Origin of the sequence: Shewanella sp. SACH (assembly GCF_001887095.2) — a bacterium.
In the GTDB taxonomy this organism is placed as follows: domain Bacteria; phylum Pseudomonadota; class Gammaproteobacteria; order Enterobacterales; family Shewanellaceae; genus Shewanella; species Shewanella baltica.
In genome coordinates, this window is the sequence record NZ_MPDG02000001.1 from 1,353,766 (window position 1) to 1,378,951 (window position 25,186).

Annotated in this window: 17 protein-coding genes; 6 read left to right on the forward strand and 11 right to left on the reverse strand. The window is 44.4% G+C overall.

What is annotated here, in order from left to right; all coding sequences use genetic code 11:
* Window positions 1–147 precede the first annotated feature (147 nt).
* Complete coding sequence (locus BM607_RS05915) at window positions 148–2,853, forward strand: acetate--CoA ligase family protein (protein WP_087486481.1); 2,706 nt, start codon at window positions 148–150, stop codon at window positions 2,851–2,853.
* A 258-nt stretch (window positions 2,854–3,111) separates the two neighbouring features.
* On the opposite strand, the gene BM607_RS05920 is transcribed toward BM607_RS05915, so the two are convergent.
* The 5 genes from BM607_RS05920 to BM607_RS05940 all read right to left on the reverse strand — a co-directional run bounded on the left by BM607_RS05920 (window position 3,112) and on the right by BM607_RS05940 (window position 10,396).
* A complete protein-coding gene (locus BM607_RS05920) occupies window positions 3,112–4,140 on the reverse strand; it encodes a GGDEF domain-containing protein (protein WP_006081693.1) in 1,029 nt (342 codons plus the stop codon).
* A 271-nt stretch (window positions 4,141–4,411) separates the two neighbouring features.
* Window positions 4,412–6,037, reverse strand: coding sequence for a phosphoethanolamine--lipid A transferase (locus BM607_RS05925; protein ID WP_071939481.1), 1,626 nt, complete (start codon window positions 6,035–6,037; stop codon window positions 4,412–4,414).
* Window positions 6,038–6,306: 269 nt separating this feature from the next.
* On the reverse strand, window positions 6,307–8,400 hold the full coding sequence (locus tag BM607_RS05930; protein WP_071939480.1) for a prolyl oligopeptidase family serine peptidase: 2,094 nt from the start codon (window positions 8,398–8,400) through the stop codon (window positions 6,307–6,309).
* A gap of 212 nt (window positions 8,401–8,612) precedes the next feature.
* Entirely contained in the window at window positions 8,613–9,119 is a 507-nt protein-coding gene (locus BM607_RS05935; protein ID WP_071939479.1) for a MarR family transcriptional regulator, read from the reverse strand.
* The gene (locus BM607_RS05940) at window positions 9,119–10,396 is read right to left on the reverse strand and encodes a cation diffusion facilitator family transporter (protein ID WP_071939478.1); all 1,278 of its coding nucleotides are present in this window, start codon (window positions 10,394–10,396) and stop codon (window positions 9,119–9,121) included. The genes BM607_RS05935 and BM607_RS05940 overlap by 1 nt, the downstream gene beginning before the upstream one ends.
* Window positions 10,397–11,035: 639 nt before the next feature.
* On the opposite strand from BM607_RS05940, the gene eco reads away from it, so the two are divergent.
* Window positions 11,036–11,587, forward strand: coding sequence for a serine protease inhibitor ecotin (gene eco, locus BM607_RS05945; RefSeq protein ID WP_071939477.1), 552 nt, complete (start codon window positions 11,036–11,038; stop codon window positions 11,585–11,587).
* A gap of 87 nt (window positions 11,588–11,674) precedes the next feature.
* On the opposite strand, the gene BM607_RS05950 is transcribed toward eco, so the two are convergent.
* From BM607_RS05950 to BM607_RS05965, 4 genes are all read right to left on the reverse strand, one after another.
* Window positions 11,675–11,950 (reverse strand): hypothetical protein, encoded by a 276-nt coding sequence (locus BM607_RS05950; protein ID WP_006081699.1) that lies wholly within the window; start codon window positions 11,948–11,950, stop codon window positions 11,675–11,677.
* On the reverse strand, window positions 11,943–13,931 hold the full coding sequence (locus tag BM607_RS05955) for a RecQ family ATP-dependent DNA helicase (RefSeq protein ID WP_071939476.1): 1,989 nt from the start codon (window positions 13,929–13,931) through the stop codon (window positions 11,943–11,945). Before BM607_RS05955 ends, BM607_RS05950 begins: the two co-directional genes overlap by 8 nt.
* 336 nt (window positions 13,932–14,267) lie before the next feature.
* The gene (locus BM607_RS05960; RefSeq protein ID WP_071939475.1) at window positions 14,268–14,606 is read right to left on the reverse strand and encodes a hypothetical protein; all 339 of its coding nucleotides are present in this window, start codon (window positions 14,604–14,606) and stop codon (window positions 14,268–14,270) included.
* 209 nt (window positions 14,607–14,815) lie between these two features.
* Window positions 14,816–15,355, reverse strand: coding sequence for a hypothetical protein (locus tag BM607_RS05965; RefSeq protein WP_071939474.1), 540 nt, complete (start codon window positions 15,353–15,355; stop codon window positions 14,816–14,818).
* Between the two features lie 590 nt (window positions 15,356–15,945).
* Here BM607_RS05965 and BM607_RS05970 point away from each other — a divergent pair.
* Window positions 15,946–17,061 carry a tyrosine-type recombinase/integrase gene (locus BM607_RS05970; protein ID WP_071939473.1) on the forward strand — a complete coding sequence of 372 codons (1,116 nt, stop codon included), beginning with the start codon at window positions 15,946–15,948 and terminating at the stop codon, window positions 17,059–17,061.
* Between the two features lie 394 nt (window positions 17,062–17,455).
* On the forward strand, window positions 17,456–19,513 hold the full coding sequence (locus tag BM607_RS05975) for a PhoX family phosphatase (protein ID WP_071939472.1): 2,058 nt from the start codon (window positions 17,456–17,458) through the stop codon (window positions 19,511–19,513).
* 163 nt (window positions 19,514–19,676) lie between these two features.
* Here BM607_RS05975 and BM607_RS05980 read toward each other — a convergent pair whose 3' ends face one another.
* Window positions 19,677–20,441 carry a tRNA-uridine aminocarboxypropyltransferase gene (locus tag BM607_RS05980; RefSeq protein ID WP_071939510.1) on the reverse strand — a complete coding sequence of 255 codons (765 nt, stop codon included), beginning with the start codon at window positions 20,439–20,441 and terminating at the stop codon, window positions 19,677–19,679.
* 398 nt (window positions 20,442–20,839) lie between these two features.
* Between BM607_RS05980 and ampC the strand changes: the two genes are divergently transcribed.
* Together ampC and emrD are read left to right on the forward strand one after the other, a co-directional pair.
* Window positions 20,840–22,024, forward strand: a complete 1,185-nt coding sequence (gene ampC / locus BM607_RS05985) for a class C beta-lactamase (RefSeq protein WP_071939471.1) — start codon at window positions 20,840–20,842, stop codon at window positions 22,022–22,024.
* Between the two features lie 409 nt (window positions 22,025–22,433).
* Window positions 22,434–23,666 (forward strand): multidrug efflux MFS transporter EmrD, encoded by a 1,233-nt coding sequence (emrD, locus tag BM607_RS05990; protein WP_071939470.1) that lies wholly within the window; start codon window positions 22,434–22,436, stop codon window positions 23,664–23,666.
* Window positions 23,667–23,863: 197 nt separating this feature from the next.
* On the opposite strand, the gene pssA is transcribed toward emrD, so the two are convergent.
* Window positions 23,864–25,177 (reverse strand): CDP-diacylglycerol--serine O-phosphatidyltransferase, encoded by a 1,314-nt coding sequence (pssA, locus tag BM607_RS05995; RefSeq protein WP_011846782.1) that lies wholly within the window; start codon window positions 25,175–25,177, stop codon window positions 23,864–23,866.
* Window positions 25,178–25,186: the final 9 nt, after the last annotated feature.

Here is a 25,186-nt window from a genome sequence, read left to right on the forward strand (position 1 = left end):
CCTCAGTATTGGGCGCCAATCTTCAATAAATCGCTGTAAATTCATGATTTGCTAATAAACTTGCCTTTATAGAACCCGAAACTTAACTGTGCAGTATTCATACCCTAGGTTACACTGGAAGCGTCATTGATTGGGATGGAATCGCTTATGAGTCAACGTACATTACACTCCTTATTTAAACCGACTTCCGTTGCCATTATCGGCGCTTCGAATACCGAGAAACGCGCGGGTAATGTGCTGATGAAAAACCTGCTCTCCAGTGGTTTTTCTGGGCCTATCATGCCCGTCACCCCTAAATATCGGGCAGTGATGGGTGTGCTCGCCTATCCCAATATTGAAGCGTTACCCATCAAACCCGATTTAGCCGTCATCTGTACCCGCGCTTGCCGTGTGCCCGCCATCGTTGAAACCCTGGCGCAATTTGGCTGTAAAGTGGCGATAATTATGGCGTCGGGCATGGCGCAGGAATTTAACGAAGATGGCGTGAGTCTACTTGATCTAACAATGCAAAATGCCAAGCGTTACGGGATGCGCATTCTGGGGCCAAATAGCTTAGGTATGTTGCTGCCGCCATTGGGATTAAACGCCAGTTTGGCCCATGCCAGCGCCCTACCGGGTAAAATTGCCTTCGTGTCTCAATCAGCCGCCATTTGTACAACAGTACTCGATTGGGCTAATAACAAAGGTATTGGCTTTTCGTCCTTTATCTCTCTGGGCGATGCCACCGACATTAACTTTGACGAATTGCTCGATTACCTTGGTCGCGACAGTCGCACCAGTGCCATCATGCTTTATATCGATTCTGTGAATGAGAAACGCCATTTCCTCTCCGCTGCGCGAGCCGCCTCACGCAATAAACCGATTCTGGTGATTAAATCTGGTCGCAGCGCCGAAGGGGCCCGCGCCGCAAAATTACATACGGGCGGCGTTGGCGGTAACGATGCCGTATATGAAGCCGCATTTCGCCGTGCGGGTATGCTACGGGTTAACGACTTGATTGAACTGTTTGCCGCGGTTGAAAGCCTTGCGCATTCCAATCCGCTGCAAGGTGAACGCTTAGGGATTATCAGTAATGGTGGTGGCCCCGCGGTGTTAGCGGTGGATGAACTCATTATGCGCGGCGGTAAATTGGCTGAATTGTCAGATGACACCATAGCGAAATTAGAGGCCGTGTTGCCTAATACTTGGTCAAGGCAAAATCCCATCGATATCATTGGTGATGCGAACGCGTCACGATATGCTAAAGCCTTGACTATCTTGATGGATTCCAATGAGCTGGATGCCATTTTGGTATTACACTCACCTTCGGCGCTCGGTGAAAGCGTTGAAATCGCCGATGCCTTGATTAGCGTGATCCACGCGCATCCGAAAAAGAATCGCCTTAATATTTTGACCAACTGGAGCGGCGAAGACTCAGCCTATCAGGCGCGAAAACGCTTCACTAAGGGCGGCATATCCACCTATCGTACGCCCGAAGGCGCCGTGGGTGCTTTTATGCACATGGTTGAATACCGCCGCAACCAAAAACTGCTGCAAGAAGTACCGCAATCTATTCCCGACAATATTCCTACCGATAGCCACACGGCGCGCACATTACTGCAAGCGGCTCAAGCGAAAGGTAAATCGGTACTCGAAACCCACGAGGCAAGTCCTATTTTGCGCGCCTATGGGCTGAACACGATAGACACTTGGTTTGTGAAAGATGCCGATGAAGCGGTCGCCATCGCTAATGAAGCGGGCTATCCCTTAGCGTTAAAAGTGCAGTCTCCGAACATCTTGCATAAGTCCGATGTGCACGGGGTAATGCTCAATTTAACCTCGGCCGAAGATATCCGCCACGCCGCGAGTGCCATTACCCAAAGGGTGCATCAAGCCAATCCCGAAGCCATTATCGAAGGCATGATAGTGCAAAAGATGGCGTTGACCGCTGGCGCACAGGAAATCCGTGTTGCCGTGATAAGCGATCCTGTCTTTGGTCCGGCAATTTGTCTTGGTGAAGGCGGTTCTGAATGGGACCCTACCAATGACGCCGCCGTTGCCCTGCCGCCACTGAATATGGCACTGGCGCGTTACATGGTGATCCAAGCGTTAAAGACCCATAAGTTGAAGGACAGGCATTTACCGCTCGGTTTAGACATGAATGCCCTGTGTGTGATGCTAACGCAAATATCCCACATCATTATCGATTGCCCCGAAATCGCCTCTTTGGATTTAAACCCGGTATTAGCCGCGGGTGAAAATATCACGCTGCTCGATGTGAATATCCGTTTGCACGATGCCAATGCCGACAGTTCATCGCGCATGGCCATCATGCCGTATCCGAAGGAATTAGAAGAAGTTGCCGAGCTTAAAAATGGCCTAAAGGTGATGTTAAGACCGATTCTTCCCGAAGATGAGCCCAAGCATTTGGCTTTTGATAATTCGTTATCCGATGAAGACAGATACAAACGTTATTTTGGGGTGCGATCGAAAATGACCCATGAAGAAATGGCGGTATTAACTCAAATCGATTACGCCCGTGAGATGGCTTTTATCGCCACCGCCAAAGGCCCCGATGGTGATGACATCACTTTAGGTGCTGTGCGTGCGTCCATCGACCCCGACAATACCGAGGCCGAGTTTGCTATGGCAGTGCGCGGCGATCATCAAGGAATAGGTTTAGGTAAGTTGTTGCTCGAAAAACTGATTAAGTATTACCAAGCTAACGATACGCCTGTGCTGACCGGCTTTACCATGTTCGAGAATCGCAATATGGCCAGCCTTGCCAAGAGTCTCGGTTTTAAGGTGAGCTTCGACATGGAGGAGCATTTGATCAAAATGCATATGGATTTAAAACCGCCCAGTGACAAATAGAGCCTATCCAAACTTAACAAAACGCCGCAATGATTTGCGGCGTTTTGTTATCACATCTGCTGAAATCCATAGTACAACCACACAGTTTAATTTTTATGCAACTTACTCTTATCTATTAATCACTTAAAATGTCAGGATGCTTGAGAAGAGTATTGGTAATGAGCCTAGGCCGTGCACCATTGGCTGAATAAACGCAGCAAAATCAACCTGTTTATGGTAACTGAACCAGCAAAACTCAGCCGCAAATCCCCTATCTATTTATCCTCTCACGCAGTTACGGCCTTCGGCCTTCGCTTGATACAGCGCTTTGTCGGCGCGACTGAATAGAGTTTCTGCATCGTCGCCTTGCTGTAATGAAGCGAGACCAATCGAAACAGTAATCGCGCCGAGGGAAAGTTTTTTGTCTTTTCCTATGGTTAAGCGGCGCTCAGAGATACGTTCCCGTAAATTTTCAGCCACTTGTAATGCATCGTGAAAATGGGTATTGGGTAACACCACCACAAATTCTTCGCCGCCATAACGCGCCACAAAATCATCCCCTCGCACACATTGTTTTAAGGCTAATGCGACATAGGCCAACACTTTATCGCCGGTTAAATGGCCATAGGTGTCGTTAAAAGCTTTAAAATTATCGATATCGATCAGTAAAAGGCTGCAACGGGTTTGGTGATCTTGGGAGAGGTAGATTTGATCTTGAATACTCAGTTCATAGGCACGGCGATTGTGCAGCGAGGTTAATTGGTCAGTCATCGCTGCTAGGCTCAGGTTTTCCATTTCCGATTTAAGATTTTGCACTTCTTGGCCCATGGTGCACAGGCTTTGCTCCATCTCACGGTTGTTGATGAGTAGCATCTGCATTTCATCGACTACACCGTCAACCAGCTCGTTTAAGGTATTAATGTCGGGATTCGTCTGTAGGCGTAAACCAAACTCGGCTAATGAACCTGAAAACGCCGCAGTGCCTTGACTCAACTGGCTGATTTTACTTAACAAACTATTGATCAGGATTTGCGTTTCAATCTGCACATTTTCAATCACTTCGGGTGACTGTTCTTGAATAAAGTTCTTATACAGGCTGGTGTTGACCTCCTTGGTAAAAGAGACCGAATTTGCCAGAAAGCCATCAATCGCACGGTTTAAATCGAGATTTGTCCCTGCAAAATATTCATACCAAACAGTGTAGTTTTCAGGTGTAACGGGGATATCGAGGGCAGACATTTGCGGTACGGCCAAACGCAAAATTTGCGCGGCAGAATCAAGCTCTTTATTTTCTGCAGTAGAAGGCATAAATCGCGAACCATAGACTTGTTATGTTTTTGTATGCATTAAGTTAACTCATGTGCTTGGATTTGGATATGGGAGAAATCAATTATTATGATAGGGCGCAAAAGAAAAGAGGATGTTGCCATCCTCTTTGAAGTTCATACTTGGATCGACTAAGACAAACTAACGAGGTATCACTCAATAACTTTTGGTCAGTAGATCATACTTAGTCACAAGATAATATTGAGTCGCACGATAATGTTAGCGACTCAATATTGATGAGTTAATGGGTTGATTAACCTCGGCAACTGGCAAAGATATCTAACTTAGGCTGATATACCTCGGTCTTGACATTCATTAAGCCTAAAAGACTGTCGAATAAATTGTCATGGGAGAAACCGCCCTTCGCCGCGTGCTCAGCTAAACAGGCCATGTCTAAGTGGTTATCTTTACTGAAATCTTCAGATACCCAAGCAACCATAGGAATACTCGTCTGTTCGATTGGGGCAATGCTGTAAGGTGCGCCATGTAAATACATGCCCTTCTCGCCTAAAGATTCGCCGTGGTCGCTGAGATACAACATGGCTGGATCAAATTTATCTTGCTGATTTTGTAACTTTTTCACTACTTCGCTGATGATGTAGTCAGTATACAAAATAGTGTTGTCGTAGGTGTTCATCAGCTCATCTGGGCTACAGTTTTGGATATCGCTGCGCTGACAATCCGGTGTGAACTTACGGTGCTCCGGTGGATAACGTAAGAAATACGTCGGTCCATGGCTACCAATCACATGCAGGACAATCACGGTATCTTTGCGTTCTGCAGTGGCCAAGGTTTCATCTAATTTGTTGAGTAACACTTGGTCGAAACAATATTGGCCAGTACACAACTCAGGATCGCTGTTCAAATCAATCGAAATGTTTTCAACTTGATCGCACACGCCTTTACAGCCAGAGTCGTTATCAAACCATTGCACTTTAATCCCGCCATGGTTCAACACATCTACCGCAGTATCTTGGGCATAGGCGCGGCGTGAATCGTAGTCTTCCCGTCCCATGCGCGAGAACATGCAAGGCAGGGAGACTGCCGTTGCCGTGCCACATGAACTGGTATCTTTAAAGACAATTAAGCCTTGATCTTGGGTATGGGCGTTGGTTGGCTTGTCGTAACCATAATACTGATAACTCATCGAACGCGCGGTTTCACCGACCACAAGCACTAATAAGTTAGGTTTACCATTAGGGTTGGCACTGACATTTTTAGCATCGAGACCCAGCGGCTGATATTCAATCGGCGTTTGTAAGTAGTGCACATTAATGTACTTAGACGCAGCGCCAATAAAATACGTCGGTACGATATAACGTTTTAGCTCGTCGTTGTTGCGGCCAAAGGCGGCGTAATCTTGGAAATAAAAGAAAGCAATAATGCCGAGCCCCGCCAACATCGCCAGCATAAACAGCACTTTATGCAGTAACTCTTTGAAGAAAGGCTGGTACTGAATATCGGCCTTATAGATAAGGTACGCAGGTAAAATCCCTGTCAGTAACATATTCATTATCGAAGCAAAATTCACATACATCAGCGCTTCAGCATGATTGGTTTGAAAGGTGTTTTCTATCATGCCGTAATCAAACACGACATTGTATTGATAGGCGGCGAAGAACACACTCGATGACAACAAGGTGAGTATGATGAAAAACGGCTTAACGAGGTACTTCACCGTAAATAAGGAAAACACAAAACTGAGGGCAAATGCTAAAAACAACGGCATAGTGGCGATGAAAATAGGATCGACATCCGGTTGTTTTTCGATGCCTTTTTTAATGATGCCGAATAGTGGGATATTGAAGATACAAACGTAAAATAACGCTGTGATAAAAGTGAATCGATTCACCGATAGAGTCTTAAATCTTGCTAGCACTGATAGCTCTCACTCAAATTAGTTGTTTGTCGAGACTAACTTAATTTTCTTAAGGTAATCTTAGGCTGTAACAGTCAAATTTTTTGCCATAGTAGCAAGCTCTTGGTAATGGCTCAAATTATCTGTGGTTAATGCTCACATTTAAAAAACAAACTTAAAAAAACGGCCGAACCTCAATGAGTTCGACCGTTTTTTGCTCCCCAACCTATTAGGGCCTTGCTCGGTTTTTATCACCAACGAATTAACAATTCATGTTAACCCTGCGGTGATTATCGTAACTGCTGTAATAAGTAGGCAAACGCCATTGAATTAAGTTCCGCAGCTTGATTATTATCTGCAGCGCCGGCGTGGCCACCTTCGATATTTTCGTAGTACAACACATCAATCCCCATGTCTTTCATCTTAGCGACCATCTTACGGGCGTGACCTGGGTGAACCCTGTCGTCACGGGTAGAAGTGGTGAAAAAGACCTTTGGATAATGCACGTCTTTATGCAGGTTATGATAAGGCGAGTAGGTTTTAATGTACGCCCATTCTTCTGGAATATCAGGGTTACCGTATTCGCCCATCCAGCTGGCACCCGCTAGCAACTTATTGAATCTAAACATATCAAGTAAAGGTACTTGGCACACGACAGCATTATAAAGATCTGGTCTGCGGGTAAATGCCGCGCCCATTAACAGGCCGCCGTTGCTGCCACCTTGGATGCCTAAATGTTTGCTTGAGGTGATTTTACGGGCAATCAAATCTTCAGCGATAGCCTCAAAATCCTCATAGGCTTTATGTCGATTTTGCTTTAACGCCGCTTGATGCCAAGCAGGGCCGTATTCGCCACCGCCACGAATGTTGGATAACACATAGACGCCGCCCTGCTCTAACCAATTCTTACCAATGGTGGCCGAATAAGAAGGACGCAGCGACACTTCAAACCCGCCGTAACCGTAAAGTAGCGTGGGATTAGTGCCATCTAACTTAAGATCCTTAGCCATCACCACAAAATACGGCACTTTAGTGCCATCTTTAGACGTCGCAAAATATTGCTCAGTTTTAAACTTGTCCGCAGCAAACTGTTGCGGCATACCTTTAATTTTCTTTGGATTTAAGGTTTTGGCATTCACAGTGTAGAGACTTGAAGGCTCAAGAAAACTAGTGTAATTCACGAAGAAATCATCACTGTCTTGCTCAACGTCCATCACAGTCAAGGCGCCATTCGCTTCAAACGGTACGTGAGTGCTCTGCCAAGCGCCCTTTTCGTCTTGCTCATAACGCACTAATTTGCTTTTCACGTTATCGAGCCAATTAACGAAAATTGCACTCTTGCTAAAACTGAGCTGCGCAATCGATGCGGTTTGAGTCGGGCTCACAAATAAACTGAACTTGGCTTTTTGAGCGATGAGATCAGCTACATCGGCATACACGACCGCGCCTTGCTTAAAGTTACCGTCTTGATTGGTTAAATCACTCTTTAACTCAATGAATAACTTACCTTTGAAATAACCTTTAATCTCAGAATCTTGCGGTAAAGGCAATCCAATGAGTTTACCGTCTTGGTACACATATTGGCTGGCGGTGTAGAAGGTATGCGCCTCGGTCACTAAACTCAGCGGAGTTTTATCATCGAATAACACCCAGCCAGAGACTGCAACTGAAGCCTTGTCGCCGGTAAAAACAGGCTTAGCTTGCTCGAGTGGCGTGCCGCGTTGCCACAGTTTAACGCCCCGGGGATAACCCGAATCCGTCATGCTTTGACCATCACCAAAATCAGTACCGACAAAGGCGTGATCTTTATCTATCCAGCTCAGGCTTGATTTGGCTTCTTTTAAAAAGAATGGCTTATCTTTGGCAGTAACAAAGGATTTAGTGTTGAGATTAAATTCACGCACTTCCACCGCATCGGCACCGCCGCGAGACAATGAGACAAAACAGCGCTCATTTTCAGGATATTGACAGCTAATATCCTTAAATACCCAATTGACGGCTTCGGCTTTACCTAGGGCATCGATATCGAGCACGGTTTCCCATTTAGGATCGGCCTTGGCATATTCTTCCATTGTGGTGCGACGATAAATGCCGCGCACATGGGTGTCATCCTTCCAAAAGTTATATAACTTGTCGCCAATATGGGTGGCGTAGGGAATGCGTTCTTTATCGTTCAGGATGGCGAGGCTATTCGCCACTATGGTATCAAAACCTTTGAAGGCTTTAATTTCGGCGGCAGATACGGCATTTTGGGTTTTCACCCATTCCATTGGCTTAGCGCCTTCAACATCTTCCAACCAAATATATTTATCTTCTTCTGCGTGAAGTTGACCGCTCATTCCGAGCACTCCTGCAATGCACCAAGGCAGTAATTTATTATTCATTCTATTCCTTTTATACAAAGTCCATCTTGAGATCTGCACTTACATTACCTTAATTAATATCCAGTTCAACTATTAATCCAACAAGAATGTAACAAAAGGTAAGATACTGTAATAGCAGATGATTAATCTAGAATGAATCGCGTTTTTAAAGATGTCGTGCTATAAAAAAAGCGTCAACGAGGGACGCTTTTTAGTCGATGACGTAAGGTAAATTAAAACTCGTTATTCATGCGTGACAGCAAATTAAGCAGCACGATTCGTTCCTCACTGCTCATTTTTGCGGTGAGATCTGTGGTGAGTTGTAGATGCAGAGCATCATGTTCAAGGAACAAGGCTTGGCCCTTCTCTGTTAACTCCACCAGAATCGAACGGCGATCGGTTTCATGGGGGCGTCGCACGACCCACTGTGCCTCCACCATTTTATCGATTTGAACCGTTAATGTGCCCGTTGTGACACCAATCTTGTCCGCCAGTTCCTTCATTCGCATAGCGCCATGCACGCCAAGTAACTCAATGGTGTGCACCTGCGACAGACTAAAACCTTTGTCACGTACAATGGCGTGCTCCCAAGACGACAGCTTTTCGTAAAATTCAATAATCACATGATTTAATGCATGATCGGTTGAATGTGTGGCCGTTGAATGTCCAGCTGTTGAGTGAGCAGTCGAATGTGGCTCACTTGAATGCAGGTTTGATGAATGATGATGTTCAACTGTCATTAGGCTTCCTTAGCCATACACTCGCGCTGACGGCAAGTATGGAGTTCGATGGTGATATGGGCCAACTCAGGAAATTGTGACAGTAACTGATTAAAATAACTGACATCTTTTGGTGAATGGGACACGATGGACACCATAATAGCATGGTGATCGGCGCTCACTCGCCAAAGATGTAAATCGGCCACTTGATGATCCGTTACAGCTTCAATGGTTTGTGTGACTTTACGTTGCAATGACGCTTTAACGCCGCCGTCCAGCAAAATAGGGCTCGTTTGCTGAATAAGTCCCCAAGACCAACGGCTGATAATCACAGCGCCGACAATCCCCATAATCGGGTCGAGCCAAGTTAGTCCCATGTATTTACCAAACAACAAGGCAGCGATGGCCAGCACTGACGTTAACGCATCGGCTAGTACGTGAAAATAGGCCGCGCGTAGGTTGTGATCATGGCTACCGTGGGCCTTCTGGCTCTTGTGCTCATGCTCATGCTCATGCTCATGCTCATGCTCATGCTCATGCTCAGCACTATGTTGATGATCCTGTTCATGTTGGCAATGACTATGATCATGATGACTTTCATCGTGTGCATGTGAGTCATGGTGCGGGTGCGGATCCGCATCATGTGAATGCGCGGTATGGGCATGATCGTCGTGGGTGTGTGCTTGGCTGTTATGATGCGCGTGAGCATGTTCGTCTTCATGATCATGGTCGTGACTATGATCATGTCCATGACCGTGACTATGACCATGAGCGTGCCCATGATCGTGGGTATGATGATCTTTAAGTAAAAACACACTCAGTATATTGACGCTTAAACCAATAACGGCCACAAAAATAGCTTCGTTGAAATGAATTTGCTCAGGACTGATCAGCCGCATTCCCGATTCAATCAACATCACCAATGCCACTAAACCTAAGGCTATTGCACTGGTGTAACCGCCAAGCACACTCACCTTACCTGTGCCAAAGGCAAAAGCAGGATCCTTAGCGTGTTTACGGGCATAGGAATAGGCAAACAGGGTAATCATAAAGGCCGCGGCATGGGTGCCCATGTGCCAACCGTCGGCGAGCAATGCCATAGAACCGTAAATGGTTCCGGCAGCAATTTCTGCCACCATAGTGATCACAGTTAAATACAGTACATAGCGTGTGTTTTTTTCGCCATCGCGGTTCTGATTCGAAAACTCATGTGAGTGTTGCCATTGGGCGAGTGAGTGCCCTTGGCGGTGGGCTGAAGCTTGATGCCCTGTCGCTTGCTCGGCTGCTGTTGATTTCATTGTGTAATTCCTACTCCATGTCCATCGCTATCAATGATAAAAAACGTGTTGCCAGAATTATAGTTTGAAAATCAAAATATATGAAGATCAAATTAGTCATTTATCAAGATATACCGTTTTCAAACTTTTAAACATGCATGTGGATCCCCATTATGCATCTGTACTCCTGTCACGAGTCGAGACGCTGATATGTGAATTAAGATAGGCAGCTAGACTAGGCAAAGGATATCAGGCAAGGTTTAATGGATTAGCATTTAATTTATGAGTGAAAACAGCTGAGTCAGCAGAGTAAGATTGGCTTTATTGCAGCCTTACGCAGTTGTAGAAAGACTCAGAAGCGGCTTTTCAGAACGAGTTGAAATCCAAGTTTTGAGGTGGTTATCTAGGCTGTTTCGTATATTTTTCGCATGATATGCGTCAATAAACCGCCACAGCAAAGAATTGAAATAGCACCGAACTTAACAAAATAAGTCATTAAAAATCACAATAAACCCTTATTATTCAAATGGATAAGAATTATTTGGTTAAAAATCGATTTTTTATTGAATAATTTAACCCTTTTTTACCTCTGCCGCGTTTATAGGGGCAGAACAACGACAAACTTGTCGACATCCATTCAGTTCGATTAGGAGAAACAAGATGAAATTGAAGACCTTATTTAGCGTTAGCACTGTTCCCCTTGCATTTGCATTATTTTCATTCAATGCTGCGGCAGTTAGCCCGCCACACCCAACAGGATTAGATGCGCCTATGATCAGCATTCAACGTTTTGACCCAAAAGATTACAGCGCACAAGAAGCCACTAAGATGTTCCCTGCTCCTGCTGCCGGTATGGTGCAGCACATTTTGAGTTTGCCTAAGTTAGAAAACGAAGATGACTACATGATCGAAATCCAAATTGGCCAGACTCAAATGGTCGATTGCAATAAGCATGGATTAAACGGGGAATTGAAGGAACTGACAGTACAAGGTTGGGGTTATAACTACTATCAAGTGGATGAAATCGCTGAAGGGCCGAGCACTATGATGGCCTGTTTCGAATTGGCGAAGAAAGAAGCTTTTGTTCGTATTCCGGGTGAACTGAAAATGCGCTACGACAGTCGTTTACCTAAGGTATTTTATCTACCAGAAGGCGCGGAACTGCGTTTCAGGACTTGGAAAGTGGATTCAACCTATCAATATTCCAAGTAAGTAGCACGATTTTAACGCTCGAGTCATCAATCGAATGCGCTTCGAGTCTTTGCTGATTGATAAAAGCAAAGACTCGAAGAACATTAACTAGAATCGTTTAATTCTAACAACTTGCATGATTTCTATCTCAAAACCCGCGACTGTTTCTGTCTCTGGGTAATAGATGACATTGATCTTTTGCCCTTGCAGATTACGATATTTTTTCACCCGTCTGAATTTAAACGGCACATCACAATCTTCAATCATAACAGTATGTTGTACCCACTCTGCCTTTTCTCTTTGCATATGGGAAACCACAGTCACACCTTCAGAGTGAACTAAATGTTCATGGGTGGCTAACATCTTTTTTACGGCCTTATTCATGTTCAACTCTTTTATCATCTAGTTGCGACAACAGTGACTCAACTTTCTGTTTAATTTCAGCATATCTCAATTTTTCACAGCGGCCGAAACCACTTAACTTACGCACTTGAAAACGACTCACCAAAGGCACCGACATGCCAGCGAGGCAACGACAATAGGTATCGAGTGACAAAGTCTCAATGCCTTTAGCCGTTAAATGATGTTTCAACTCACGCAAATCAGCCAATATCTGCTGATCTGTCGGCCAAGTCGGTTCCGTCGAATAGCGCAACTTAGCAATATTGCCGCGGCAAACACTGCAATGACCGCAGACCGCTGGCGTCTCATTATCATCAAAATAACGGGATAAATTGTGGCTTAAGCACGTCTCAAGTTCAAAAAAGCGGACTAACTGCGCGATTCGCGCAATTTCTTTCTGCTCTTTATCAATAAAATAATGGTACAGCTCATCGATGAGTTCGAGACGCGCTAATGCGGTAACATCCACCCGATACACATCGGTAATTCGTTTAGTCTCTAATTCAATCAACTGATGTTCAGCTAAATATTCCAGCGCGGCTAACACGCGGCTGCGCTCATGACCCGTCGCACTGTACAAGGCATCAAAATCTAACGCGCCCCATATTTTCTTCATCTGCGTATGATTAAAAATCTGCGTTAAAAACGCCTGCCGCTCAGGATTAAATCGGCTGAGAATGGCGTGTTTGTCGACCAAAAACTTGTAATTAACGTCAGCGTAGTAAGCAAATAATGGCTTAACTACACCTAAAATTTCTAATTGAACGAGTAACGTTTTTAACGGTAACTGGCGAATATTACTCGCCGTCGACAGGCCATTGAGCTGACATTCCCACTGACCGGAATCTTGTTCAAGTCGAATAGCCTCAATAACTTGTGCTATACCTTCTCGCTCCGGCGTATCGCCATATACAAAATTCTCAACGGTATTGAGCCCGTCAAGATTGGCCAAGGTGACACAATGGGATAACGCACCATCACGCCCTGCTCTGCCGATTTCTTGGCTGTAGTTTTCAATAGATTTAGGCAAATCGTAGTGGATCACAAAACGAATATTGCTCTTATCGATTCCCATACCAAAAGCGATGGTTGCCACCACCACTTGCAGCTTATCCTGCATAAAATCATTTTGAATTTGTTGACGTTTTTCATCTTCAAATCCAGCATGATAGGCACTGGCGACTATACCTTGTTGGCTCAAAAGTCGTGCGACCGTTTCGGCGGTTTGCTGCAAAGTTACATACACAATGCCGGCACCTGAGAAAGATGCAATCTGGTTAACCAGTAAGGCATTCTTCTCTTGCGTTGATACAGGCAGAACAGTCAAATCTAAATTGGGTCGATAAAATCCCGTTTGCACTATGTGTTCAGGCGCAATATCAAAGCGCTTGGCCATATCCAGTTTCACTTTACGTGTTGCTGTGGCCGTCAATAACAGTACCAATGGGATCTCAAGCTCACGCCGATAGTCGGGCAATTTAAGATAATCGGGCCGAAAATTATGGCCCCACTCTGAAATACAATGCGCCTCATCGACGATCAGCATGGACAGCGGAACCGATTGAATAAATTGCCGAAAACGTTCATTTTTAAAACGCTCCACCGACACCATCAAAATTTTCAGCTTGCCAGAGCGCGCATCAGCCATCACTTGCTGACTCTGCTCGGCGCTTAAGGTTGAATCTATGCTGGCCGCATGAATTCCCTTAGATTGTAAAAACTCCAGCTGATCTTTCATCAAGGCGAGTAAAGGCGAAATCACTAAACTCAAATGGGGTAACTGCAATGCTGTAAATTGATAACAAAGGGATTTACCTGAACCCGTCGGAAAAATCGCTAAACTCGACTTCCCCGCCAACAGTTGTGTTATCGTTTGCGCTTGGCCAGGGCGAAATTCAGAAAACCCGAAATCCTGCTGCAACAAACTAATGTATGGATTGGTTTCTGGAATGGGATTGAACATCAACCGTCCTTTACACTCATCCTTACCACCCAAAAAATTCGGGTATACCGCAAGAAAAAGATTCAGCATTAAGTGAGTCGACTAGTTTAGCAAATTTTGAGGTACTTTACGGAGTTAATTACCGACAACTGAGTTTTGGAGCTGAATTTATCGGTTGAAAACCATGATGCCGCAGATAAAGTGTGACATTTAATCTATTGATTTTATAAGAAGTAATTGGCTGTTTTTATAAAAACTTGAATGCGAAAATAAAAACGACTTTAAAAAATGAGCGATGGATAATATAAGCGCCGAGGCTAGAGCTTAGGTTAATCTCGGCCGCATGCAGTCTTCAGTTTAAGGTTTTCTCGCAAGGTATAAATTAATCAGCGAGGTGAGTTTATCCTGAAATCTTTCTTCAAAACTATCAATATCACGTCCGATAGAGACAAGATATTTAGTCGCTTGTTCGCGGGAAAGTAATTTATTGGCAACACTGTATTGCATCTCTTCCAAGGTTTTATCGTATCTTGGGATCAGCAACCAAGTGCCAACATCGACGTCGAAATGTTGCATCGCTTTCTGGGCCAAAGCACAAAAAGCCTCAATATGATCCACACCATCTGGTCCGAGACAGCCTGGCTCAATTCGGCACAGGACAGCAATTTTCCTATCATTTTTAATGCTTACACTCATTTCTGATGCCCCATGTTACCAAGTCTTAAACTTAAAAAATCCCTTTAAACTTAACAGCAATTTTACGTGTCTGCACAGATAAGTCACGGCTTACTTGCTCATTTAAGCGATTATTAACAAATCCATTTTAGGCGATATTGCGACGTCATAATAAAGATCAACAGAACTTAACTCTGCCCATTTTATTTCAGGACGAGACAAGCCAGAGATTATTCATCAAGCATATCGTCGACACTCATATTGTCATCTAGGTCATCTGGATGCTGCAAATGGCTTTGTGAGATATCGGCATCATGCTCTGACAATAAGTTATCAATTGCCTGATCAAAACTGTCTAACTTTTGTGTCTCCATATAACGCTTTAATCTCTGAATAATATCCCTACTTACCTCTATATGGGATTTTTTCTGACGCTTTTTTATTTGAGATAGCTCTTTACGAACCATGCGCCAACCCAAATCAGTAAAATACTGATTGAGCATTTTGTTTACATTCTTAAGCTCGTTGTCGAGTCGCTGTGTCTTTTTACGTAATCGGACCAATTCATTTAATTGTGTCACCAACTCAGTATAGGAAACCGTTTGTAACTCAGCGTCACAAAACCAATCTGGCTTAGATGCCACAGCTTCAGGATTGATAAGGCGATAAATTAAGGGTAAGGCAAAAATTAATTCTGCTTCCACAAGCAATAATAATTTTCTTCCTGCTGTCGGTTTGTCTTGTTGATATATCCAAGCTTGCGGTTCCATAAATACGTTTCTTTAGTTAAGTATGCATTTAATGCGGATGAAATAAATGGGACCTCATGCTAGTACAAATCGACAAGTATTAATATATGGTTCAACCATTTTATTGACTGGGAATCGATCCCTTATGCTTTTATTTGCCTTTGGCAGAAATAGCTCAATGCATATCACGTCAAGTATCAGATAAGCGGTTGTCGTTATTAGCTTAAATTTCATCCGACACACAAGCCAAGTTTAGCGGCATGCCATTCATGCAAACCAATAGAATGGTTAAACCATTCTTTAGGATTTTGCTTCTGTGGCTAACTAAGTTAGAAATCACCGCATAGGGGAAGTACGAATTTCATACTATTATTGCCTTTAATTTTATATCCGCTTAATTAATCGCCATTGTTAGAATAGGTTTATCTTGGCTGTTTTTTAAACTAAATAATCCAGCTAAATGTTATTTAATGCCCCCTCCTCTGATAAAAGATGATTATTTAAACAAATAAGCACTCTACCAGTGATAATGACGATTATCACTGGTAGGTATAGCTATAATTTGCGTATAATTACGCCTTCTTAATTCGATATCAAGTGACTTCTACGGCATGTCTAAAATGATCCGAACAAATAGTAATGCTCAAAATAACACCAATGTATCGAATGAAAGAGCGAATGAATCAGGTCATCACCATAATAACCGTGCTGAACAGACACGTTTTTTTGAAGAGACTTTCCTGCCACAATCTGTTCGAAGTGATTATTTAAGCGCCGCCGAAGAAACTGAATATGAGATTTCAGTGAACACTCGCCGTGTTTATAATACGAGCTTTAGTGTATTTAGCCGTTATTGTGCCGAGCACCAACTTCAGGCCCTGCCCGCAGATCCACGAAGCGTAATTTCATTTATTGGTCATCAAAAAGAATTGATCCAAGAAAGCACTGGCGTTCAACTTTCTAAGCAAACATTAACCACAAGGTTGGCAGCTATTCGCTACCATCATATTCAAGCGGGATTTCACTCGCCAACCGAACATCCTCTGGTGATCAGAGTAATGCGCGGTTTGAGCAGAAATCAATCTCGCCATGTAAGTGACTATGATCAGCAACCCATTATGTATGATGAAGTGGAAATGTTGATCCAAGCTATCGATGAGCAAGTGCAGCCATTAACCCGAGCGCGAGACAAAGCGATTATTCAATTAGGATTACAAGGTGGGTTTCGTCGTTCTGAACTGGCAGATATAAAAGTTCAGTATGTCAGTTTTCTGCGTAACAAATTAAAAGTGCGCCTGCCCTATTCGAAGAGTAATCAGCAAGGCCAACGGGAATGGAAAGACCTGCCAGACCATGAACCCTTTGCAGCACTCGACGCCGTGAAAAATTGGTTATCGTTAGCCAATATTGAAGACGGACATTTATTTAGATCGCTTTCCCGTGATGGAAAAAATTTACGTCCGTATCAAATGAAAGACCGACATTCCGGATCTAGTTCATTACTGAATAAAAATAGTGGTTTCCTTACCGGCGATGATATTTATCGCATCATTAAAAAATATTGTACTAAAGCAGGACTGCCCGCCAAATTTTATGGTGCCCACAGTTTGCGCAGTGGCTGCGTAACACAACTGCATGAAAATAATAAAGATCACTTGTACATCATGGCCAGAACCGGACATACCGATCCGCGCTCACTTCGTCATTATTTAAAACCAAAAGACTGAAACTTGACGATCACAGGTTAAGCATTAACTCCTTCGTTTTAACCTGAGAAATAGACTTCACTTTATTATTCTAAGCAGGAAAAGGATTTCATTAAAAGGACATTAATGTACAGAACTAATAAGTATTAATGGAAACACATTAGATAATTATATAAATTAACAATTTAAGTTATATTAAAAACATCAAATTAGAGCAATAAATCTAATTAATGTTATTTTAAGATTGATATATTTCTAACCTAAAATACTTATCACATCCAATTTAACATTCTTAAAACATATAAGCTTGGTTAGTATGTAAATTATTCCTGTAATATAAAATCAGCTTTATTGTCATATTGGTACTTTAGCCTTAGGCACGAAATTTAATTCATCGTACTAGCCGGAGTAAAATATGAGTAAGGCCACCTTTGATCCTACACTTTATAATAAAAGTAATAATGAACCCTTTAATCAAGTGTTGGATAAGCATTTATCTCGCCGTAATTTCGTAAAAAGTGGCTTAGGCCTCAGCGCTATGACTGCTTTTGCCAGTGTTGGCTTAACCGCTTGTGGTTCAGACAATGAAACTGTTCCTAAACCTGTCGATCCAGTCACGCCAGTGCCACCGACTAAAAGTAGCGCTAAGCTTAACTTTACATCGGTTGCGGGTTCTCGCTTAGATGCGGTTGTCGTGCCAGAAGGTTACACAGCGCAGGTGTTAGCACCTTGGGGCACGCCATTAAACGCAAAAGCGGCGCCATGGAAAAACGATGGTAGTAACACGGCCGATGACCAAGCCAACTCAGTGGGCATGCACCACGATGGCATGCATTTCTTCCCATTAAATGATGCGGGTGATGACGGTCTACTCTGCATTAACCACGAATACATTGACGAAGATGCCTTGCATCCTACGGGCCAGACATTTGACCCCACTTCTGGTCTTCGCACTGTTATCGATGAAGTGCGCAAAGAAATTAACGCCCATGGCGTGTCGGTTGTACGTATAAAACTGATGAATAATCAATGGGAAGTTGTCAGTAATGATGGTCATAACCGTCGATTTACTGGCGCGACTGTGATGGATATCAGCGGTCCTCTGGCCTACTCTTCGCTACTCGAAACCCGCTATTCTCCCGATGGCAGCCAAGCACGCGGCACCTTAAATAACTGTGGTAATGGCTACACGCCTTGGGGCACTTACCTGACCTGTGAAGAAAATTGGCCAGGCTATTTTGCTAATCGTGGTAGCTTAACCGTCGATCAGAGTCGCATCGGGATCAGTAAAACCAGTACACGTTATGGCTGGGACGATCTTGCCGGTCATGATGAAGAACGTCTCGATGAATTTGCGCGTTTCGATGTAACGCCAAAGGGCGCAAGTGCTCAGGATGACTACCGTAACGAAGCAAACGGCCACGGTTATATTGTGGAAATCGACCCGTACAACGCCACCTCTCGCGCGGTAAAACGTACAGCACTTGGTCGTTTCCGCCATGAAGGTTGTACCTTTGGCAAATTGACCGAAGGCAAGCCCGTGGTGTTCTATTCTGGCCACGATTCTCAATTCGAATACCTCTATAAATTTGTCTCGGCTGCGGCCTGGGATGCAAAGGATGCTGACAGCAGCAACCGCCTGCAAACAGGCGATAAGTACATGGATGAAGGCACTTTATACGCGGCTAGATTCAATGAGAATGGTGGCGGTATTTGGTTACCTTTGACGTTAGATAGCCAAACCACAGACGGCAAAACCTTAAGCGATAGCTTCGCAACTTTGGCCGACATTATTTTGAACACAGCAGGCGCAGCGGATCTAGTCGGCGCGACACCTATGGACCGACCTGAATGGTGCGCGGTCGATCCATTCACAGGTTCTGCTTATTTGACCCTGACCAACAACTCGAAACGTACCGAAGCGAATCCTGCCAACCCAAGATTGAAAAACTACTTCGGCCATATTATTCGTTGGGATGAAGGCGACAAAGCGACTGAATTTACATGGGATATTTTTGTGTTTGGCTCACCCAGCGATGGCAATGCTGAGACCAACTTGTCAGGCTTAACCGATCTCAATCAATTTGCCAGCCCTGATGGGTTAGCCTTTGATAAACGCGGTATCTTGTGGGTTCAAACCGACAATGGCGCAAAGGAAGTTGCCGAAGAAACCAACGATCAGATGCTCGCGATCGTGCCTTCAACACTGGTGGATGGCCAAGAGAAACAAGTAGGCGTAACGGCCGATAATCAAATGGAATTAAAGCGTTTCTTCGTCGGCCCCAACGACTGTGAAGTGACAGGTTTTGCCATTAGCCCAGATTACACTTCGGTATTTGCTAACATTCAGCACCCAGGTAACTGGCCTTATTCGTCTAATGCCGCTGAACAAACACCAGCCGGAATCACATTACGGCCTCGCGCCGCCACTGTGGTTATTCGCAAATTAGATGGTAAAGAAGTTGCAGTTTAAGACGTTATTTAAGGAATATATTTGCTTTAGTTAAAGCGCAAATAATGCTTTCTTGCCAGAGCAAACTTTAGCCTATATAAAACTCCCCTCAAGTGAGGGGAGTTTTTATTTAAGTTAGTCGCTGACTTAAATTTTTATATTACCTATTCATTTCAAAGATTAATTAACGCTTGTCGTTATTGGCTTGTTCGAAGGCAAGTTCAAAGGCATTGGTAAAATCTGTGATTGGCAGAAGATCTTCACGGCAACGTCGATTACGGCCCAGTAATGATGATTCAACAAATAAATCAAACCACGTGCTTAAGGCTTTGCCATTAGCCGCTTCGCCTATCGCCCCTAATGCTAATGATGCCACCTCGGCGGTGCCAAGTTGAAAGTCATGGCTGCCTTTACGCAATGCATAGGTTGCCAGCGTGTCGGGATCGAAGGAAAGCAGTGGCAAGGAATGCAAGTAAGGACTCTTACGGAACATTTTAATCGCTTCACGCCAACTGCCATCGAGCATGATCAGTAGCGGCCGTTTACCTTCGGCTAATGTCGACATCGGCACTTGGTTCAGTATTGTTTGTCCTTGCTCCGCATATTGGGCTGGAAACACTAAATAAGGTTGATATTGCGGCGAATCGAGCAAAGCAAGCAATGCCGCTTCAGGTTCTGTGCGTGACCAAATATAGGCGTGCGTATCTGGGATAAGATCCGCAATCAAGCGCCCGCTGTTAGTTGGTTTTAGCACTTCATCGTTGTACATGATCAGCAGGAAACTGGCTTGAGTTTGTAACTGACGACGCAGCGCACAGGTACAGAACTGCTCACCTAATAGGCATAATGGACAGCGGATCAGTTTTTTACCACGGGCACCAAAGGGCTTAGTCGAAATAGACTTACGGTACTGATATAAATGGTGCACTGCATGTGGGGCTAAAGCCATAAAAACCAATTCTCTTTCAAACTTATTAGGGGTTGCGGCTAAGTTATTCAGCACTTTCCTCTCGCGGTGGCGCAGTTTATCCCTTGGCCGTAAATGGCGCAATCCGCGCAATGCATTATCGGGATAAAAGGCATAAGTGTCGGTGTTTGATGGTATAAGCTGCTGACTCAACTTTGCATTATAATTAAGGAAATCTCGTCGAATAGCGCAACAGCTGTAATGCAAAACTCCATGTCATCACGCAGTATTTAACACTAGATTAGCAAAGCCAACGTTTTACTTACCTCCTGAGGGTAAGTTGACGCTAAATATCAGTAATGACTTAACTTAATGGGGAATTACCGTAATATCGTGTGCAATCTCTACTCTATAAATGCAATTTCGATAAAAGGTCAATTATGCAACGACATACCCTGCTCGCTACCATGCCGTTATTAAGCGGTGTACTGCTCACTGCAACGCTTTTTTCTAATGTCACTACGGCCCAAACGCTTAATTCCAAAGACATCCAGTCACTTGTTGATTCCGCAGTCAAACCACTGATGGCCGAGTACGGTATTCCCGGTGCGGTGATTGGCATCACCATTGAGGGTAAACAGTATTTTTACCAATATGGGGTCAGTTCTAAAACCACAGGGCAAAGTGTGACAGAACATACCCTGTTCGAGATTGGTTCTATCAGTAAAACCTTTACCGCGACACTGGCTAACTATGCACAAATCGAAGACAAGTTATCACTCACGGATATGACCAGTGATTATGTTCCTGCATTAAAAGACAGCCATTTTGACGAGATTAGTCTCATAAATCTTGCGACTCACACTGCGGGAGATCTGCCGATGCAAGTGCCCGACAAGGTCACGAATAACGCAGAATTAATGGATTATCTTAAGCATTGGCAACCGTCATTTGCCCCAGGGACGCACAGGAATTACGCCAATCCAAGCATTGGGCTGCTCGGCATGATTGCCGCACAGAGTTTAGATCAAACGTTTCAACAAGCACTTGAGCAGACGATCTTTCCGCAATTGGGTATGACTAGCAGCTATATCCAGGTTCCGAGCAGCAAAATGGCTGATTATGCCCAAGGCTACAATAAGCAAGACATGCCAGTACGGGTTAATCCCGGCGTATTAGCCGATGAAGCCTATGGCGTTAAAACCACAGCCACGGATCTGCTGCATTTTGTGGAGGCCAATATGCAAATACACCCGCTAGCTAAGCCACTGCAAACGGCACTCGATGAGACCCAAACGGGATACTTTGATGTGGGCATGATGACCCAGGATATGATTTGGGAACATTACTCCTATCCTATTGATCTTGATAAAATACTTATGGGCCATACTCAGGAAGTGGTGTTTGGCAGTACGCCAGTTAAACCCATAGTGCCGCCCCTCGCGCCGCAGCAAAATGTGTGGATCAATAAAACCGGCTCAACCGGCGGTTTTGCCGCTTATGCAGCATTTATTCCTGCGCAAAAGCTTGGCATAGTATTGTTAAGCAATAAAAATTATCCCGTTCCGCCACGGGTGACTGTGGGGTATCAGATTTTAACGGGCATAGAAAAACTACAAAAATAGCATCTTGCTAGTCGCGACTATTAAGGGAGATAGGCCGATTTGCTATCTCCTTTCTTATTTGTTCCTTATGCATATTTTTAGCGTGATTTTTTTAGGGTGGCTTGTATTAGGCACCTTATCCACTTGCTTACTTCCAATCTCTTAATAGCCAATATTTTTAAGCAAACTCCCATGTAATAAAATAGACAGTGCAGGGTTAATCTGAGTATTAATCCATTTGCAATTATTCGACCTAGTTAACACACAAATAACCCTACGTAAGTTTAGCTTTACAGCTAAAAATAAAGAGAAAAACTTATGCGTCGCATTAAAAAATATTTCATTAAATCAATATGATTGACACTTGAAGTTACGCTTTTAGGGAGTAAGATGCGCGCAAATACCTTAAGTGACCTTTTTCGGAAATATCATGTCAGGCACGCCACACTCTCCTATTCATCACGATGTCGCTCCAGCGGCGAGTCAATCTAGTTTACTGTTAATGATTGTCTTTATAGTCGCCTGTGGCCAAATGGCGCAGACGATTTTTGTGCCTGCCCTTCCGCAAATTGCACTCGGGCTCAATGTGGACGCCAGTCAACTGCAAGCAGTGATGGCCTGTTACTTACTCTCCTACGGGATGTTTCAATTTGTGTATGGCCCAGTGTCAGATCGCATTGGCCGCAAAATGCCACTCGTCGTGGGTATCGCAATTTTTATTATAGGTGCAGTGTTTGCGGCTCAGGCCACAAGCTTTAACCAACTGATTATGGCGAGCCTTATCCAAGGATTAGGCACAGCTAGCGCGGGCGCATTATGCCGGAGCATTCCCCGCGATCATTACTTTGGCGACCGACTGGTTAAATTTAATAGTTATGTTTCTATGGCCGTAGTGTTTTTACCTTTACTGGCACCATTTATCGGTAGCGCCAGTGCGGCCTACTTCGGCTGGCAAGCCGTGTACTGGGTGTTAGCAGGATTCGGTGCCGTGGTCTGGCTGTTATTGATATTCGCCTTTAAAGAGTCATTACCTAAGGCGCAGCGGGAACATCAAGCCGTTATCGCATCCTATCGTCATGTCCTGCGCCATAGAGCATTTCGAGCTTATCTGTTTTCATTGATCGCAACCTTTGCGGGTATTGCGGCGTTTGAAGCCATTGCCGGCGTTCTCTATAGCCAATATCTTGGACTGACGCCCTTCATGGTCAGTTGTTATTTTGTGGCGCCTATTCCAGGCTATTTATTGGGCGCGCTGATTGCAGGTCGACAAAATAAGCCACGAAGAGTTATTTATCAAGGTGTTGCGCTGCTCGGTGCTGGCGCCTTATTCATGTTGCTCCCGGGGCTTTTCAATTTAGTCGTCGGTTGGAGTTTACTGGTTGGATCGATTTTATTCTTCAGTGGCGCCGGTATGCTGTTCCCTACCCTGACCTCGGCGGCTTTAGAGCCATTTCCACGTCAAGCAGGAATTGCGGGGGCATTACTGGGAGGATTACAAAATTTTGGTGCCGGACTTGCCGCATTGACTATGTCTTTAGTGCCTATGGGCGGCCAGTTGAGCATAGGTTTATTAAGCGCTGTCATGGTGGTGTTAGTGATTTTGTCTTTGTATTACGCCAGAGATCAAAATGACACTCACCACAATTTGATGCCACAGATTTAATGTCCTAAATTTAAGATCCTAGATTTAAAACCATAGATTTAATGCCGAAAAATTGAAGCGATAACGTTCTTAGCTTAAGCAAAATCTATTGTCGCAATTTAACAAAAAAGCCCACATTGATGTGGGCTTTTTAAATCGGTAAAAAACTGTACTTAAACAGAAATATTGGCAAATTCGTTGTGCTAAAGAACCCAGCGTTACAGAATACGACGCAGTAAAAAGTCGGCTTTAAGGCGACGAATTCGGGTCATGATCTTCTTCACTGGCGCAGGATAACTCTGCAAGGTATCCACTTGGCTGTAGTGATATAACCGCTGCGTGTGCTCAAGAATATGCGTCTGCTCTGCTTCAAACTGGGCTTTCCAGCAGCCAATTTCATCTTGGATCAACAAACCATTCTCAAGATCCAGCGCCCAAGCTCTTGGATTCAGGTTAGAGCCTGTGATCAAATGCTTATTCCCGTCAGCACTGATGCCCTTGAGGTGATAACTGTTGATGCCGTGTTTCCACAGATGGATATTCAGCTGACCATTATCAATCGCCCACTGTTGGCGTTTAGCAAACTTACGCAATGATTGCTCATACATATAGGGCAAGGCACCTATGGTTGAGAAATCCTGCTCAGGTGGAATATAAAAATCGTTAGCCGTCTTGTCGCCAACAACGATGTCAATGCGTTTGCCATTGCGCAAATGCTTAGCCAAGGCGCGCACTAAAATATACGGCGGATTAAAATAGGGCGTGCAGATAAACAGCGAGTCTTTTGACTCTTCCACCAAGGCGACAACTACTTTATTAAGTAAGTTTTTCTTGCGGCCTAGCCCAAGTAGCGGCGTGATGCGATTGCCATCACGGGTTTCCTTAAACTGGTACTCAGCGTCAGACAATCTCAGCTTAAAGCTGCGCATGTCCGTCTTAGGCGGCAATACTTCTTGTTCAGCATCTTGGGTTAACGAACACACAGCAGGATCAGCAATGATATTTTTCTGGATCATCGCGCGCATACTGCGGGCTAATTCGGCCGACTCAATCAAGTGATAACGGTCGAAACGATACTTATCATTTTGTTGTAAATAGATATTATTGAGACTGGCACCGCTATAGATCACCGCATCATCGATAATAAAGCCCTTAAGATGCAGTACGCCCATAAATTCACGGGACTTAACGGGGACACCTAAGATATCGATGGGATGTTCGGCTTCAGCCATCACTCTGCGGTACATCAAATAGTTACCGCTATCGCCTTTATGGCCAATCAAGCCGCGTCTTGCGCGGTGAAAGTCCACTAATACTTTAACATCAAGCGCTGGATTTGCCGCTTTGGCATCCATCAACGCTTGTAATACTTCACGGCCAGCTTCGTCATCTTCTAAATACAGCGCCGCAATATAAATACTGTGCTTGGCGCTCGCGATACGAGCGAGCAATTCTGCCTTGAAACGGCATGGCGTGAGCAACCACGTTAAAGCCTCGGGTTGAACGGCTATTCCACCAAGCTTATCTAGCAAGGCATCCTC